This window comes from Franconibacter pulveris, from assembly GCF_056780215.1.
In genome coordinates this window covers 572,101-587,748 of record NZ_CM165555.1, presented here as the reverse complement: position 1 = coordinate 587,748, position 15,648 = coordinate 572,101, and the positions used below count along the sequence as shown (strand labels likewise).

17 protein-coding genes and 1 pseudogene are annotated in these 15,648 nt (G+C 53.2%); 9 read left to right on the top strand and 9 right to left on the bottom strand.

The annotated features are described in order from the left end of the window. The first annotated feature begins 33 nt into the window (after positions 1–33). From ACU4F7_RS02860 to ACU4F7_RS02840, 5 genes are all read left to right on the top strand, one after another. Positions 34–1,314 carry a DUF445 domain-containing protein gene (locus tag ACU4F7_RS02860; protein ID WP_481637996.1) on the top strand — a complete coding sequence of 427 codons (1,281 nt, stop codon included), beginning with the start codon at positions 34–36 and terminating at the stop codon, positions 1,312–1,314. 353 nt (positions 1,315–1,667) lie between these two features. Continuing rightward, positions 1,668–2,663, top strand: a complete 996-nt coding sequence (locus ACU4F7_RS02855; protein ID WP_029591329.1) for an autoinducer 2 ABC transporter substrate-binding protein — start codon at positions 1,668–1,670, stop codon at positions 2,661–2,663. Positions 2,664–2,711: 48 nt separating this feature from the next. Then, positions 2,712–4,196 (top strand): sugar ABC transporter ATP-binding protein, encoded by a 1,485-nt coding sequence (locus tag ACU4F7_RS02850; protein WP_481637995.1) that lies wholly within the window; start codon positions 2,712–2,714, stop codon positions 4,194–4,196. Next, positions 4,189–5,160: an ABC transporter permease gene (locus ACU4F7_RS02845; RefSeq protein ID WP_481637994.1), complete on the top strand. Its 972-nt coding sequence runs from the start codon at positions 4,189–4,191 to the stop codon at positions 5,158–5,160. Before ACU4F7_RS02850 ends, ACU4F7_RS02845 begins: the two co-directional genes overlap by 8 nt. Then, entirely contained in the window at positions 5,157–6,110 is a 954-nt protein-coding gene (locus ACU4F7_RS02840) for an ABC transporter permease (RefSeq protein ID WP_029591331.1), read from the top strand. The genes ACU4F7_RS02845 and ACU4F7_RS02840 overlap by 4 nt, the downstream gene beginning before the upstream one ends. 44 nt (positions 6,111–6,154) lie before the next feature. Here ACU4F7_RS02840 and ACU4F7_RS02835 read toward each other — a convergent pair whose 3' ends face one another. The 4 genes from ACU4F7_RS02835 to ACU4F7_RS02820 form a co-directional block, all read right to left on the bottom strand. Beyond that, on the bottom strand, positions 6,155–7,192 hold the full coding sequence (locus tag ACU4F7_RS02835; protein ID WP_481637993.1) for a hypothetical protein: 1,038 nt from the start codon (positions 7,190–7,192) through the stop codon (positions 6,155–6,157). Between the two features lie 108 nt (positions 7,193–7,300). Next, positions 7,301–8,077 (bottom strand): ABC transporter substrate-binding protein, encoded by a 777-nt coding sequence (locus ACU4F7_RS02830; RefSeq protein WP_024559729.1) that lies wholly within the window; start codon positions 8,075–8,077, stop codon positions 7,301–7,303. Between the two features lie 14 nt (positions 8,078–8,091). Beyond that, positions 8,092–9,270, bottom strand: a complete 1,179-nt coding sequence (locus ACU4F7_RS02825; protein ID WP_029591334.1) for a M20 aminoacylase family protein — start codon at positions 9,268–9,270, stop codon at positions 8,092–8,094. A gap of 456 nt (positions 9,271–9,726) precedes the next feature. Further along, on the bottom strand, positions 9,727–9,945 hold the full coding sequence (locus ACU4F7_RS02820; protein WP_481637992.1) for a hypothetical protein: 219 nt from the start codon (positions 9,943–9,945) through the stop codon (positions 9,727–9,729). Positions 9,946–10,152: 207 nt separating this feature from the next. On the opposite strand from ACU4F7_RS02820, the gene ACU4F7_RS02815 reads away from it, so the two are divergent. Together ACU4F7_RS02815 and ACU4F7_RS02810 are read left to right on the top strand one after the other, a co-directional pair. After that, complete coding sequence (locus ACU4F7_RS02815; protein ID WP_481637991.1) at positions 10,153–11,097, top strand: hypothetical protein; 945 nt, start codon at positions 10,153–10,155, stop codon at positions 11,095–11,097. Then, on the top strand, positions 11,094–11,366 hold the full coding sequence (locus ACU4F7_RS02810) for a hypothetical protein (protein ID WP_024556544.1): 273 nt from the start codon (positions 11,094–11,096) through the stop codon (positions 11,364–11,366). Before ACU4F7_RS02815 ends, ACU4F7_RS02810 begins: the two co-directional genes overlap by 4 nt. Before the next feature lie 11 nt (positions 11,367–11,377). Here ACU4F7_RS02810 and ACU4F7_RS02805 read toward each other — a convergent pair whose 3' ends face one another. Continuing rightward, positions 11,378–11,692: a helix-turn-helix domain-containing protein gene (locus ACU4F7_RS02805; protein ID WP_481637990.1), complete on the bottom strand. Its 315-nt coding sequence runs from the start codon at positions 11,690–11,692 to the stop codon at positions 11,378–11,380. A gap of 210 nt (positions 11,693–11,902) precedes the next feature. Here ACU4F7_RS02805 and ACU4F7_RS02800 point away from each other — a divergent pair, with 210 nt between their 5' ends. Continuing rightward, complete coding sequence (locus tag ACU4F7_RS02800) at positions 11,903–12,154, top strand: helix-turn-helix domain-containing protein (RefSeq protein WP_028019940.1); 252 nt, start codon at positions 11,903–11,905, stop codon at positions 12,152–12,154. 53 nt (positions 12,155–12,207) lie between these two features. Here ACU4F7_RS02800 and ACU4F7_RS02795 read toward each other — a convergent pair whose 3' ends face one another. The 4 genes from ACU4F7_RS02795 to ACU4F7_RS02780 all read right to left on the bottom strand — a co-directional run bounded on the left by ACU4F7_RS02795 (position 12,208) and on the right by ACU4F7_RS02780 (position 14,798). Further along, positions 12,208–12,612, bottom strand: coding sequence for a putative T6SS immunity periplasmic lipoprotein (locus ACU4F7_RS02795; protein ID WP_481637989.1), 405 nt, complete (start codon positions 12,610–12,612; stop codon positions 12,208–12,210). A gap of 40 nt (positions 12,613–12,652) precedes the next feature. Then, positions 12,653–13,042 carry a DUF943 family protein gene (locus tag ACU4F7_RS02790; protein ID WP_349951716.1) on the bottom strand — a complete coding sequence of 130 codons (390 nt, stop codon included), beginning with the start codon at positions 13,040–13,042 and terminating at the stop codon, positions 12,653–12,655. Further along, positions 13,035–13,295: a DUF3289 family protein gene (locus ACU4F7_RS02785; protein ID WP_481638685.1), complete on the bottom strand. Its 261-nt coding sequence runs from the start codon at positions 13,293–13,295 to the stop codon at positions 13,035–13,037. Before ACU4F7_RS02785 ends, ACU4F7_RS02790 begins: the two co-directional genes overlap by 8 nt. 525 nt (positions 13,296–13,820) lie before the next feature. Further along, positions 13,821–14,798, bottom strand: a complete 978-nt coding sequence (locus ACU4F7_RS02780) for a DUF6896 domain-containing protein (protein WP_481637988.1) — start codon at positions 14,796–14,798, stop codon at positions 13,821–13,823. Positions 14,799–15,041: 243 nt separating this feature from the next. On the opposite strand from ACU4F7_RS02780, the pseudogene ACU4F7_RS02775 reads away from it, so the two are divergent. Next, positions 15,042–15,445, top strand: a pseudogene (locus tag ACU4F7_RS02775) (phage polarity suppression protein); the annotation flags it as partial. Positions 15,446–15,648: the final 203 nt, after the last annotated feature.

Below are 15,648 nucleotides of genomic sequence, written 5' to 3'. Positions count from 1 at the left end.
CACCATCCCCCCCTTCGCCTCTATGCTTAACCCATGGAAAAATTAGCTGAACTCAAACGCACCAAGCGCCTGGCGCTTTCGCTGCTGCTGGTCGCGATAGCGACCTTTATCTCAACCCTCTTTCTGCCGCCGAACTTCTGGGTGAGCGGCCTGAAGGCGATTTCGGAAGCGGCGATGGTCGGCGCGCTGGCGGACTGGTTCGCGGTAGTGGCGCTGTTTCGCCGCGTGCCGCTGCCGTTTATCTCTCGCCATACCGCAATCATCCCACGCAATAAAGACCGCATTGGCGACAACCTCGGGCGCTTCGTGCAGGAGAAGTTTCTCGACACTCAGTCGCTGATAGCCCTTATCCGCCGCCACGAGCCGGCGAACATAATCGGCGCCTGGCTCAGCCAGCCGGATAACGCCCGGCGAGTGGGGCAGCAGCTGTTGCAGGTGATGAGCGGCTTTCTTGAGCTGACTGACGACAGCCGCATCCAGGGGCTGTTGCGTCGGGCGGTGCACAAGGCGATTGATAAAGTGGACCTCACCCACTCGAGCGCGCTGGTGCTGGAGAGCCTGACGAAAAACAACCGTCACCAGGTGCTGCTGGATGCGATCATCGCGCAACTCATCAAGCTGATTCAGAAAGAGAGCTCGCGTGAATTTATCGCCCGCCAGATTGTGCACTGGCTTAAGACCGAGCATCCGCGTAAATCCAAAATTCTGCCTACCGAGTGGCTGGGCGAGCACAGCGCCGAACTGGTATCGAGCGCGGTGAACTCCATGCTCGACGACATCAGCCAGGATCAGGCCCACCAGCTGCGCCAGGCGTTTGACCGCGCCACCCTGAAGTTTATCGACAAGCTGAAAAGCGACCCGGAGATGGCGGCCCGCGCGGAAAACATCAAAAGCTACCTGAAGGAAGACGAGGCGTTTAACCGTTATCTGGGCGAACTGTGGGGGGACCTGAGAAACTGGCTGAGGGCGGATATGCACAGCGAAGACTCGCGCACCCGCCAGCGCATCGCCGACGCTGGCCAGTGGTTCGGTGAAACGCTGGTAAACGACGCCACGCTTCGCGCTTCGCTGAACGAGCACCTTGAGCGTGCCGCCACCAACGTCGCGCCGGAATTCGCCGCGTTCCTCACGCGCCATATCAGCGACACGGTAAAAAGCTGGGATGCGCGGGATATGTCGCAGCAAATCGAGCTGAATATCGGCAAAGATCTCCAGTTTATCCGCATCAACGGCACGCTGGTCGGCGGCGCAATAGGGCTGATGCTTTATCTGCTGTCGCAAATACCGCTGCTGCTGCGCATGACGGGCATCTGAAAAATGGCGCGACCCTGCGCCGTTTTATTTCCCTGAATACATTACGCAAGGCGAAAAGGAATTAAAGAAATCCTTTTCGCCTTTATTTTTGCGGCGTAATCCATTTTATAAAAAATGCCACCATACATTTTCATGTCTTATCGATAAGCCGTTGCACAACCCCGTGTGAATCCAGTCACAAACGGGGAAAACAGGTTTTTTATCCATATCTGTAGCAGCTTATTAACTATCTCTGTTATAGCGGCCTGTTTACTCTCAAATATATTCATTAAAAAAATCTTATAGATACCCCTGGAAGCGGGACGTTATTTCCCCCCGCACCTCTGCTCCCTGATAAATCACGAGGCAACGCCATGAATAAACGTTTGGTTGTGAACACGGTTTCCTCTTTATTACTCGGCATCGCGTTTGCCTCTGCGCCTCTTTATGCAGCGGAAAACGCGGCGCAAAAAACGGTGGTGAATATCTCCAAAGTGGACGGCATGCCCTGGTTTAACCGCATGGGCGAAGGCGTGGTTGAAGCGGGCAAAGAGTTTAACGTCAACGCCTCGCAGGTCGGCCCCGCCAGCACCGACGCCCCGCAGCAGGTGAAAATTATCGAAGACCTGATTGCCCGCAAGGTCAACGCCATCACCATCGTGCCGAACGACGCCAACGTGCTCGAACCGGTCTTTAAGAAAGCACGGGATGCGGGGATCGTAGTGCTGACTAATGAATCTCCCGGCCAGCCGAGCGCCAACTGGGATGTGGAAATCATCGATAACGAGAAGTTCGCCGCCGAGTATGTGGAACACATGGCGAAGCGCATGGGCGGCAAAGGCGGCTATGTGATTTACGTCGGCAGCCTGACGGTGCCGCAGCACAACCTGTGGGCCGACCTGCTGGTGAAATACCAGAAAGAAAAATACCCGCAGATGCATGAAGTCACCAAACGCATGCCGGTGGCGGAAAGCGTGGACGACTCGCGCCGCACCACCCTCGACATGATGAAAACCTACCCGGACCTGAAAGCCGTGGTCTCCTTTGGCTCTAACGGCCCGATTGGTGCCGGCCGCGCCGTGAAAGAGAAGCGCGCCAAAAACAAAGTGGCGGTTTACGGCATGATGATCCCGTCGCAGGCGGCGTCGTTAATCAAGAGCGGCGACATCACCGAAGGCATTACGTACGACCCGGCGACCGCAGGCTACGCGCTCACCGCCGTGGCCAGCACGCTGTTTAAAGGCGAAGAGATCAAGCCCGGCTTTGAGCTGAAAAACCTCGGCAAAGCAGACGTGGATACCGACAAGCGCATCATTCGCTTCCACAAGGTGCTGCTGGTTAACAAAGATAATATCGATTCACTTTATTAATCCATTTTCGGGGCGGGCGACCGCCCCGCGCTAACACCAGGGGATGCCATGGAACCTTTCCTTTCCCTTCGTCACGTCAGCAAAACCTTTCACGGCACCCGCGCCCTTAACGATGTCTCGCTCGACTTTATGCCGGGCGAGGTGCATTGCCTGGCGGGGCAGAACGGCTGCGGAAAATCGACGCTGATTAAGATTATCTCCGGCGTTTACCAGCCGGATAACGGCGCGCAGATAACGCTTGGCGGCAAAAGCTGGCCGCGCCTGCACCCGGCGGCTTCTGTCGCGCAGGGCATTCAGGTGATTTACCAGGACTTATCGCTGTTCCCGAACTTAAGCGTCTGGGAAAACATCGCCATTAACCATTATCACCACGGCGTGCTGGTGAAGCGCCGCCAGCTTCGCCAGACGGCGCAAGAGGCGATGGCGAGCATCAATGTGCGCCTGCCGCTGGATGCGCCGGTGGAGTCGTTGTCCATCGCCCGCTGTCAGCTGGTCGCCATCTGCCGGGCGCTGGCGCAGGACGCGCGGCTTATCATCATGGACGAGCCCACCGCCTCGCTCACCCATCAGGAGGTGGAAGGCTTGCTGCACGTGGTGCGCCAGCTTCGCGAGCGCGGCATCTGCGTGGTGTTCGTCAGCCACCGCCTTGAAGAGGTGATGGCGGTGTCAGACCGCATCTCGGTGCTGAAAGACGGCAACCTGGTCGGCACCTGGCAGGCAAGCGAAATAACCACCAAACGCCTGGGCTTCCTGATGACCGGCATGGAGTTCGAGTATCAAGTGCGCGAGCTGCGCCAAGGCGCGCAGAGCACGCCGGTGCTGGAGGTGCGCAACTTAAGCCGCCGCGGCGAGTATGAAGATGTGTCGTTGAAGGTCGAAGCGGGAGAAGTGGTCTCCATCGTCGGGCTGCTGGGCGCGGGCCGCACCGAGCTTTGCCTGAGCCTGTTCGGCATGACGAAGCCCGACAGCGGCGAGATCCTGATTAACGGCCACCCGGTGCGCTTTCACAACAACCAGGACGCCATCCGCCACGGCATCGGCTACGTGTCGGAAGACCGCATGTCGCGCGGGCTGGTGATGAGCCAGTCGATTGAGAACAACGTCATCAGCACCGTGTTTCACCAGGTGAAGGGGGCGTTCGGGCTTATCAGCGAGTCCAGAACCCGGGCGCTGGTGTACAGGCTGGTGAAGGCGCTGACCATCAAAACGTCGGACACCGGCTTGCCCGTCAACACCCTTTCCGGCGGCAACGCCCAGCGCGTTTCCATCGCCAAATGGCTCGCCATCACGCCGAAGCTGCTTATTCTCGACAGCCCCACCGTGGGGGTGGATATCGCCAACAAGGCGGGGATTTATCACATCATCAGCGACCTGGCCTCGCACGGCATCGCGGTGCTGATGATTTGCGATGAGATTGACGAGGCGTGGTATCAGAGCCACCGCATTCTGGTGATGCAGAAGGGGCGTATTACCCACAGCTTCCTGCCGGACCAGAGTTCACAGGAGCAGATTGCCGGGGTGGTGAATGGCTGAACTGAGAAAAAGGCATGAAGTCTGGCTGGCGTTGCTTATCGTCATCCTGTTCGCCGCGCTCGCCTGGCGCACCGATGAGTTTCTGACCTTCGGCAACCTTTATGATCTGGTTAACAACTACGCGATGCTGACCATCCTGGCGTGCGGGTTGTTTGTGGTGCTCATTTCCGGCGGCATCGACATCTCCTTCCCCGCCATGACCATCATCGCCCAGTACGGCATGGTGCTGCTGTTGCAGAAGATTGGCGGCAACTTCGCCGTGGCGTTTGTGATAGCGGGCGGCATTGGCGTGCTGCTCGGGCTTATCAACGCGCTGCTGGTGAACCGGCTGCGGGTGCCTTCCATTATCGTCACTATCTCGACACTGAACATCTTTTACGGGCTGCTGCTGTGGTTCAGTAAAGGGGTGTGGCTGTATGACTTCCCGCCCTGGTTTGAGCAGGGGATCATGCTGTTTAAGTTCACCGACGCCAACGGCTACGACTACGGGCTGGGGCTGCCGCTTATCGCCATGATTGCGGTGGTGCTGCTGACCGCCTTTATCATGAACTTCACCGCCGTGGGCCGCCAGATTTACGCCATGGGCGGCAACCGGGAATCCGCCAGCCGCATCGGCTTTAGCGTGCTGAAGCTGCAGCTCTTCGTTTACGGCTACATGGGGCTGATGTCCGGCGCGGCGGGGGTGGTGCAGTCGTGGACGGTGATGACCGTGGCGCCCGATTCGCTGCTCGGCTACGAGCTGACGGTGCTGGCGGCGGTGGTGCTCGGCGGCACCAGCCTGATTGGCGGGCGCGGCACCCTCACCGGCACGCTGCTGGGGGTGGTGCTGCTCGCCGTGATGCAGAACGGCCTCAACCTGCTTGGCGTCTCTTCCTACTGGCAGACGCTGATTACCGGCGCGATCATCGTCTTTAGCATCAGCGCCACCGCATGGAGCCAGCATCAGAACCGGAGCCTGTTATGAAGCGATCGTGGCGTAATAACGTTGAAACTTACCTGATTGGCCTGCTGGTGCTGGTGGTGATTGCCTTCAGCATCACCATGCCGGATGTTTTCTGGTCCGCCAGCAACTTTCAGTCCATCGCCTCGCAGATGCCGGTGCTGGGCATTCTGGCGCTGGCGATGGCGGTGACCATGCTGTGCGGCGGCATTAACCTGTCGATTATCGCCACGGCCAACGCCTGCTCGCTGGTGATGGCGTGGGTCGCCACCAGCTATCCGCCGGGCGTCGGCACCGCCATCGCCACCCTGCTGGTGGGCGCGGGCGCGGCGGTGATCATTGGGCTTTGCAACGGCGTGTTGATTGCCGGCATTCGCGTATCGCCGATTCTGGCGACGCTTGGGATGATGACGCTGCTGAAGGGGGTGAATATCCTGATAACCGGCGGCAGCGCCATCGCCAACTACCCCGCCTGGGTGCTGTGGCTGAACGGCGCGCAGTGGTTCGGCATCCCGCTGCCGATGTGGCTGTTCGCAGTGGTGGCGCTGGGGCTGTGGGTGCTCCTTGAGAAAAGCCCGCTCGGGCGCGCCATCTACCTGATTGGCGCCAACGAGCGCGCTACCTGGTACTCGGGCATTAACACCCGCCGCGTGCTGATTTGGGTTTACGTCATCTCCGCCCTGCTCTGCTGCGTGGCGGCGTTTCTGATGATGTCGAAGCTTAACTCCGCGAAAGCGTCGTATGGCGAATCTTACCTGCTGGTTTCGATTCTCGCCGCGGTGCTTGGCGGGGTGAACCCGGATGGCGGCACCGGGCGCATCGTCGGCATGGTGCTGGCGCTGTTTCTGCTGCAAACCATCGAGAGCGGTTTCAACATCCTCGGCATCAGCCCGTACCTGACCATGGCGCTGTGGGGGATACTGCTGCTCTGCTTTATTCAGGCGAGAGGGATGCTGGGGCTGGAGCGGGTTTAAGAGAAGCAAATCCACCATCAAAAGCCAGCGGCGCTGGCTTTTGCTTATTCCTGCCGCGTTAAAATATTCTCCAGATAGTCATCCGCAAGATTGTGCTTTTGCAGGTAGGCGGTCACTTCCCGCGCCCAGGCTTCGCCGTTGCCTAAAATGGCGCGGCTGTGGGTGGGAGCGTAGAAGTAGCGGTTGTCGTAGAGGTTCATCAGCGTCTGGTTGATGCCGTCGACGTTGTACTGCGGGTTTTTACGCTGCTGCATCTCGAGCGAGCGCAGGATGCGCGCCTCGTGCTCCGGGTCGAGCGGGTAGTTGTGCTCGCCCAGTTCGCTCAACACCAGGAAATCGGGCGGGATGCCCTCTTCTATTGCCGCCTGCAAGCGGTAATGGCCGTCCAGCACCACGAACGACGCGAGGCCCGCGATATACCAGACCAGCACTGGCGGCAGCGCCCCTTCGCGGCACTTCTTGCGCCACCACTTCAGCCGCCCCGCTTCAGGCGTAATGGCGTAGCGCCCCAGCAGCAGGTTGCCGCCCCACCACCAGTCCACCAGCTTCACCTTTTCGGGTTTGGTCAGGTCCGGAAAGTCTTCGCCGTAGAGCGTCCAGTCGCACCAGATGTGCTGGCTGCTGGCGGGCGAGTTAAAACGCCACTGCGCCAGCGGCAAAGCGGTGTTCACCACATAAGGCGCGGTGGGCTTCACCTGCGTCATCGGACGCAGCAGCCAGCGCCGGGCGGGCAGCAGCGCGGCGGGGGAGTCTATCAGGCGCTGCGTGAAGTAGCGGCACCACTGCGCAAGCCAGGCCTCCTGCCCCGCTTTTTTGACGGCTTCGACATCCGCCGACGTCACGGGCGGCAGCAGCGCCTGCGCGCAAGGGTTATCACTATTGAACACCAGCCAGACGCCGGAGTGGTCTTCCAGCACCGAGGCCCAGAACAGCGGCGTGCCGTGGGCGGTGAGCGCCATCCGGCCATAGTGGCCGCTCAGCATCTCCATGGCGAGCCCCGTGGCGGGGTTATCCTGAATCGTAAATTCCAGCCCCTGCCAGCTGTTGTCTCTGTCGAGAAGATCTTTCCAGTAACCCGCCATCTATTATTCCTTTTATTCAGTTACGGGAAGTGTAAAGCAAGCGGAGGGAGAGCGACATTCATCAATTCAGGGAGGGGAATAAGCGGCCCGTAAGGCCGCCTGATGTCATTACGCGCCGGAATAAATATCGAAGCTGAAATATTGCGAGGCCAGCTTTTTATAGGTGCCGTCCGCCAGGATCTCGGCAATGGCGCCGTTAATCGCCTCGCGAAGCGCGGCGTCGTCTTTACGCAGGCCAATCGCCGCGCCCGCGCCGAACAGGTCGTTATCCTGCAGCGCGCCACCCACGAATGCGTAATCTTTCCCCTGCGGCTTTTTCAGGAAGCTGTATTCCGCCATCACGCCCGAGAGCACGGCGCCGTCGATACGCCCGGACTCCAGGTCCTGAATCACACGGTCCGCGCCCTGGTAAGCCACCACGTTCACGCCCGCGTTGCGCCAGTATTTATTGGCATAGGTTTCCTGGGCGGAACCCTGCTCCACGCCGATGGTTTTGCCTTTCAGCACTTTCACATCCGGTGCGGTAAACGCGCCCTTGCGCGCCACTAAAAATACCGGGCCGTTATAAAGCTTGTTAGAGAAATCGATTTGCTCTTTGCGCTTATCGGTGACGTACATGCCGGAGAGAATGGCGTCGAATTTACGCGCCTTCAGCGCCGGAATAATACCGTCGAAGTTATTTTCCACCCAGACGCATTTCGCCTGCAGCTTCTGGCAAATGGCGTTGCCTAAATCGACATCGAAACCAATCACCTTGCCGTCGATATCTTTCGATTCAAACGGCGCGAAGGTCGGGTCCACCCCAAAACGAATCTCTTTAATATTATTCGCAAGCGTGGGCGCGCTGATTAACAGCGCGAGCAGCGGCAGCATAAACGTTTTCATAGCAACATCCTGTATTAGCGGCAGTAAGATTCAACCAGGCGCGAGAAAAAGGAGGCGCCGGTGGAGATGATTTCATCGTTAAAGTCGTAGCCCGGGTTGTGGACCATGCAGCCGCCCTTCTCCCCTTTTTCGCCATTGCCCAGCAGGAAATAAGTGCCGGGGCGTTTTTCCAGCATGAAGGCAAAATCTTCACTTCCCGTAGAGGGGTGGATTTCATCCAGCACCGCGTCGGCGCCGAACACCTCCACCGCCAGCGCGCGGGCGTACGCCGTCTCTTCATCGCGGTTAATCAGCACCGGGTAGGAGTCGTACACTTCTACATCGCACGTCGCGCCATAGCTTTTGGCGGTGAGCTCGGCGATTTCCTGGATGCGTTTGATGAGCAGGTTGCGCACGTCTGGCTTCATGGCGCGCACGGTGAGCTCCATGACCGCGCTTTCCGGGATGACGTTCGAGGCGATGCCGGACTGGAAGGTGCCGACGGTGACGATGGCCGTCTCGCCCGGCGTGACGTTGCGCGAGACGATGCTTTGCAGCGCCATGATGATGGCCGCGCCGGTGACTATCGGGTCTACCGTGCGGTCCGGGTGCGCGCCGTGGCCGCCGTAGCCGTTCACGGTGAGCTTCACCGTATCCGCAGAGGCCATAAAGTTGCCGGCATAGAAGCCGAACTTGCCGACCGGCAGGCCGGGCATATTATGCAGGCCGAAGACGCAGTCGCACGGGAAGCGCTCGAACAGGCCGTCTTTGATCATGAGATCCGCCCCGCCGATGGCCTCTTCCGCAGGCTGGAAGATCAGGTGCACGGTGCCGTTAAACTCACAGGCGGGCGACGCGATGTATTTGGCGGCGGCCAGCAGGATGGTGGTGTGGCCGTCGTGGCCGCAGGCGTGCATTTTGCCAGGCGACGTGCTGGCCCACGGCAGGTTGGTGGATTCGAATATCGGCAGCGCGTCCATATCTGCCCGCAGGCCGATGGACTTGCCGGAATTGCCTTTGGTAATCGACCCGACGACGCCCGTTTTGCCAAGGCCGCGCGTCACGTTATATCCCCACTCTTCAAGCTTACCGGCGACCAGTTCGCTGGTGTGAAACTCTTCCAGACTTAATTCTGGGTGAGCGTGCAGATGATGACGGATGGCAATCATTTCATCTTCAGACGCTTTTATTTCTGGAATAACGAAATCAGTCATGCGGGGTCTCCGGCTGGATTTATTTTTTAGCGCGCTAATTAACTTATCGGGAAGAGGTTTTTATGCAAGCAGGATTTCTTATGACGAGACGGTAAATTATCAGGTTTATTAATGATGCAGTTAAAAGTGCATAACGTGCATTTTAAATAATTTTTTACTTCCTCCTTAATTTACGTTGTGTTTATTTTGTTTATTCTTTGCGTGTGAAATTTTGCAGAGGTAACGGCTGACCTGCTGTAAATTGGACGTTGTTTCAGAGGCATGGGCAGGCGGTGTTTCCTGGCGTGGAAAATGCGTAAACAGCTGAAGGTGAATGATATCATAATGGAATAATAACGCTTCGTAAAAGTTAATGCTGCACAGGTAAACCGTGTTAATCAAATAGCCTGCGTCCGGCTTCTGTGAGCTCAATCAGTACTTGCAGAGTGGATAACGCGCCTTCGTGATGATTCAGTTTTATACAGGCTGGCGCGATGGCGTTCGGCAGGAACCCGAGCCCTCATCCGGGAAACAGGTAAAGAAGGTAAACCCGATTAAATCCACTACCAGCGATTCGAAATACTCTTCAGCTTCCTTCGCCAACACGGCGATTTTTCTGGTGCTAAGCGACGCGTTCCCCTCCATTTTCGACAGGTGCTTTTTTATTAGCGTGCGGACGGCTTCGGCTTTGGTCATATCGGGGTTCCGGATAGTGGGCGATGGAAAAGGTTATTAAGAGGATACAGGATCAATTATTAAGGTATGCGTTAAAATTTAAAGCTTAGTAATTCTGGTTACATAAAAGCGTAGTTGAAGAGGTCTGGAAAAAGGCTTGCAAAAGAATTAACCTAAACTAATCCCTTTTAAGGTTCGAGCTCTCAGGGCTTTCAGGAAGGTATTTATATGGATGTACAAAATTTAGATTTACAGGCACGGCTTCGGGTTGTTCTCACTAAAACAGCAGCTTTAATGCCAGCCGACATTGGGCAGCAGCTACTGGCTATTATCTCCCCGCAATCGCTGGCTGTTATGGCTTCAGTTATTACTATTTGGGCAGGAGCCCATTTCTTTGGCATCGGCGAAATCGCTGATCTCATTTTGCTTATAGTGGGCTGGGCGGCAACGGGAGGAATAGCTCTGCAAGCAGGACAAAAACTCTACAGCTTTGCCATCAAAACGAATGAAGCGCATATAGAGGCAGAACTCGATATTGCGGCCAGTGAACTTGCTGAAGCCATTACGCTTATTGGTGTTAATACTTTTCTCGCGCTTTTGCTTAAAAAGAAACCAAACGACACGTTTAAGAAGCCTTTTCGAGGCGTGTCCATGCCTACTTACAGTAAATCAATCGCGGCTCGTATGAACCTGCCGAAAAATGGAGGATGGCGATATACCCCAACGATAAAAATAAGCAAGCGCAAAGATGTCAATCAGGGGGCAACTAAGCCCTGGGGTGATGCGGTTGTCGGACGTAATTACTACCCTGCTGCTATGCCGAAAGATGAAGCTTATCTGAAGATGCTTACCACGCTTTATCATGAGCAGGTACATATGGCCCTTGCGCCAAAATTCTATTTGTTACGTGAATTGCGCGTATTCCTGAAACAGAGTGGATACAACAAGTCTTACCTGCTCCGTTACCTTGAGGAAGCTTTTGCAGAAACGGTTGGTTTAATGCGCGCAAGAGGTATGAGCGCTCAATATATTATTGAAGGCTTTAAATTTCCCCTGGGCAATACTTACGAGATTACCTTTTCCTTGTTGAGGCATGAAGCGGCTGGCATTCTTCTTGGGCCGGTTGTTGTCGGTGGATTGATGTATAACGTGTGGTATGGGGTGCAGAGATGATTACGAAACAACAGGCCTTAGCCATAGCCAAATCTTGGGCGGAAACGAGTGGCAGAGGATGGGATGAGCATTTCCATGAAGCCACAGCCATAACGTTAGAAGGCGAACCGGTGTGGATGATTGCCACGTCAGCTATTGCTTACTCAACAGAGCTTCCCTGGATGATAGAAGAAATGCCTGAGCCTTCTTACTATTACATCAGTATGGTTGAAGGAAAATGCATAGCCGTAGGGTCAAGGCAACATGAAATACAGCGCGTTAAATCGTAGTGCTCATTAATTTAGCGAACAATGAGCTTGAGGATAGCGTCTTTTGTTTGCTGATCGAGCTGTTTCCAGTGAAGCAGTAGCGTGGCCAGTTCATCATCTTCAGTATAAAAGTAGGCAAGCGGAACATTCAGAACGTCCGCTAGCTGCTGTGCAACTTCAATACTTGCCTGATGCACACCTTTCTCGTAACGGTTTATACGTGTACTCGCGACGAACTCATCTATCCCGGCAAGTATGCCGAGTTTCTTTTGAGATAGCCCTTTCGCCTCACGTGCTGATTTCAGGCGCAGACAAAAAATTTGAGGGTAGTTAGTCGATTCGCTCATGACTACGATAGTCGTAGTTTTCTAAGCGCAGCGATACTACGTTATACGTAGCATGAATTATTCAAGGCATTACATCGGGCGTTTCACAGCTTTCTGCTTTCAGTCACAGAGCTACGAAATACGTAACAATCTCATTGAAAGCAAAACTACGAATAACGTAGCATTTAATTAAGAACGTAATGTTTACCGCAATAACGTCAGGAGGGAATCATGACAAACGACTGGCACCAGGCCGACATCATCGCCGCGCTTCGCAAAAAAGGCACTTCACTCGCCGCGCTTTCACGCGCTGCCGGGCTGGGTTCTTCCACGCTCGCTAACGCGCTTACCCGCCCGTGGCCGAAAGGGGAATATTTAATTGCCGAGGCGGTGGGTGTTCATCCTTCAGTGATATGGCCGAGCCGATATTTCAAGGACGGGGTTATGGTGGAGCGAAGTGTGTTGATACGGCGGAGGGGTTGAGGTTGAGGAGTGAAGGTTGAGACGCCCGGATGGGGCGTCTTTTTTATAAAAATTCAGCGTTGGTTTTGCTGAAGGATTTTAAGTCTGCCGTCTGCGTCTTGAGATAAAGTGAACCTTGCAGCAAAGAGTCGCCCTTTCTCCGTAGTTGTCTTTTCCAGACTGGAATAAGCCGCGTAGCTGTTGCCCCGCTTGAAATCAAAACCATACGTGGGGAGGCATTCCCCCTTCACTGCTCGAGGTTGCGAAGCAGGTTCACCAAATGTCTTGAGCATTTCCTGCTCGGCCTCGCTGCCTATCTGAACGGAGAATATCCGCTCACCTTCTTCTGCCGGAACCAAAATACAGACTTTGTTATTTACCAACGTTACCTGAGCAGGCAATTCAACCCGTACAGGGTCCATCGGTCCGGGGCAGCCAGTAAGCAGAAACACAGCGCCTGGTAAGAGAAGTTTTTTCATGTCTCCCTGCTTTCATCCTGGTAGAATTTTATGCAGTGAATTAGTCGTATGAGATATCAACATTCGGGCTATGAGAAACACTGAATAAAGGATCTTTTTCAATACAATTTGCCGGACCCGGCATATCCTCAAAACAGAGTAAGTCTGAGTCTTCATCCGTACCGCTGTCGGCACGGTAACCCTCCCCGAACCCCTGAAAATAAACGGTATAGAACCCTTCCTCATCCAGCACTGGAATACCGTATTTCTCTTTTATCATCTCTTTGTTGGCTTCCCACCAGGCGATTTGCCGACTTTTCAATAACGGAAAATTTTTTACCAACAATGTGTTGTGGTCGTGAACTGCAACAATCTCAACTGGTTTTAAAGACCACCATACCACCACTGCCAGAATAGCTAAGCCTGCTACTAAAAATATCCGTTTAATCATATTTTGTTCCTTCAATAGTCACCGTTGCGCTTATTTCTGTAATGAAGGGCTTATAACGGTATTTTACCCAACGTTGAAGAATAAACCAAATTTTAAACATCCTTATATGGTTGTAAAGCGAATGTAGTATGTCTTTGTCATCCAAACCAAAATGATCTTGTATGCGATAATGCACTACCGCCCGGAAGCTGTTGTGAGTAATTAATAATGATTGAAGTGTAATGTGAGTAGCCCATGTATCATGAACGCTAATCCCCAGACCGTTTACCCTGTCTTTTAATCTGTCAGTTGTGGAGTTTTTCGGATGGTTTTGGAAGTACTAATGGTGTGAAGGCCGGACTCGACCACAAAAACAAGCCATTGAAATAATTTAAAAATTCATGAAAGAATATTAAGCCCCTCCATTTGTGCCCCCAAGCATTTTAGCCTATGACCATATCGTTAACCATCAAGTCTCCTTTAGGTAGATTCCGTGTAGCGGTTCCTAACCGGATCAATCTACCATAAGGCTGTTCATTCTGATCCGTCCTCACCCGCTTCATGCCAAAGCTGAATCCTTCAGATACATGGAAAAAAATTTTAAGGAAAGCTACTCAAACTATTCAAAAATAATTTTATCTTTTACATTCAATGAGTTATCTAGGGAATGGTTGGTGAATAGTGAATGCTTTTCTCTTAACCAACGCAGGATTATAGGTGCAACTGGAATAGGCTGCTGTGAGGGAGGAGCGGACGTTCATAGCGTCCGCTTGCCCCCTCAACATCTTGAAGATGTTTTCTAAGGGCGTAATACTTTTCGCTTTATCAAACCGCTCTCTCCTTTACGCCTATTAATAATATAATGCACTTCACAAAGAACCCTATACTGCGAAAAAAAATCTGATAGCGCCACATGTAATTCACGTGCCCATGCAAGACGTTCGACTTTCTTATTAAAAAATTGGCGTATAAACCCAGCATTCTCTCTAAGATGAAAAACATTATTTCTAAATATTCTCAGCGAATCCGAATGTTCTTTCATTAACTTTCCGATATCATCTGAAGTTGTTAATAGTTCTTTGAAGTTTGCAGGGCGCTCTTTCTCGATCAAAACTCGCATATTTAACTTGCGGAAGCCTTCGCAGACAACACCTAAAAAACCTAGCCATGTAGAGAAATATATACCCATATCAAATTGTTCGCGATGATTCAAATGGTCGTTCTTTTTCATTTTCTGATTGAGCTTATTGTAATTTTTAAACATAAGATCAGCCGTCTCGAAATAATGAATTTGGAGTGTCAATACACGATCATGATTGCGACTTGGGAGAATATCCTCAGGGTTTCGGCAATCTATTTCAATAGCGTAAGTGAGTGGCTCATTAGAAAAATAATAAAGATCATTATTTAGAAAAATCAATTCTCCGTCATCTAGCGCCTTGTTTAAGTGTTCTTCAACCTCATTATAATTCCTGAAACCGTAGGCTGTAAGATTCTTCCCAGCAAAGTTGGCTAACCACCAAGAATTAAACCCTCCTACCTCACCCTGTTCCCCAAAATCAAAATCTACGGTACCTGAATTCAACTCCACCCGGCATCCAGCCCCATGTTTATAATATTTAACACCACCTTCTAATTCACCTAAAATTGGCATATCGGATTTAATCCATCCATAGCTACTTGACGGCATTTGGATGCCAGACCGATGCATTAGCTTTAAAGCAACCTGGACACTATCTTGAAAGTTAACAATTAAACGATAAAGATTTTCATTCATAACACAAACCCGCTTCATTCTTCTTAGAAAGTGATGCCAAATGTCCCCTGGAACCAGAAGACACTATTGTATAGATAATATCTCCCTTTCCGAGAGATTCACATTGGCTATGCTCCAAGCTCGCAGGGGGACGTTTAACTATTAGTCCTCAGAGCTTTCGAAGCATGCCTTTGATTTACAGAGGATCTCATTCCCTTAGCATTTGTCGCTAATACTGAACGGCCTAGTAACTTTTGAGGTTTTATCGATGTGAAAAAGTAGGAAATTAACCGGGCTGCTGCCGGTCGCTATATCCGTTCGCATGAAGAGGTGCAGCGCATCAGCATCCGCGACCGTTTAAATGATTTTATACAGGCGCACGGCGCGGAGCTGGTCGCCGCCCTTGCCCCTGAGCTGATGAATTATTCCGGACAACATTCCGCCGTTCAGCGCTGCGCCATGCAGCACTCACTCGGCTATCTGCCGGAGGCGCTACAGCTCTGGCTGGCCGCCGGTGAAAAATTAATTAATCGGCGCAGGATAATGACATTTTAACAGCCATCGGATTCAGGCCTGACGAGGCTTCGTGCGATGATAATCGTGAAAAATTCACGCCCGCACAGAACCCGAATTACACTTGCCGTCTTGCAGAACTGGCCGTGCAGTAGTCCATTTAAAAATCCCCGAAAATCCAGCCACTTTACGTAAAAAAGCCATACATGCATAAGGTACATGGTTTTGCATGCGTTTTACCGATACTGATTCCCCCGCCAGCGCCAGCACTGGCGCGCCCTGAGGCCGAGCATGCACCTACATTAAAAGCGCCCTCTTAAGCGGGCAGGCGGGGCGGGGCGGGGCGGGGCGGGGCGGG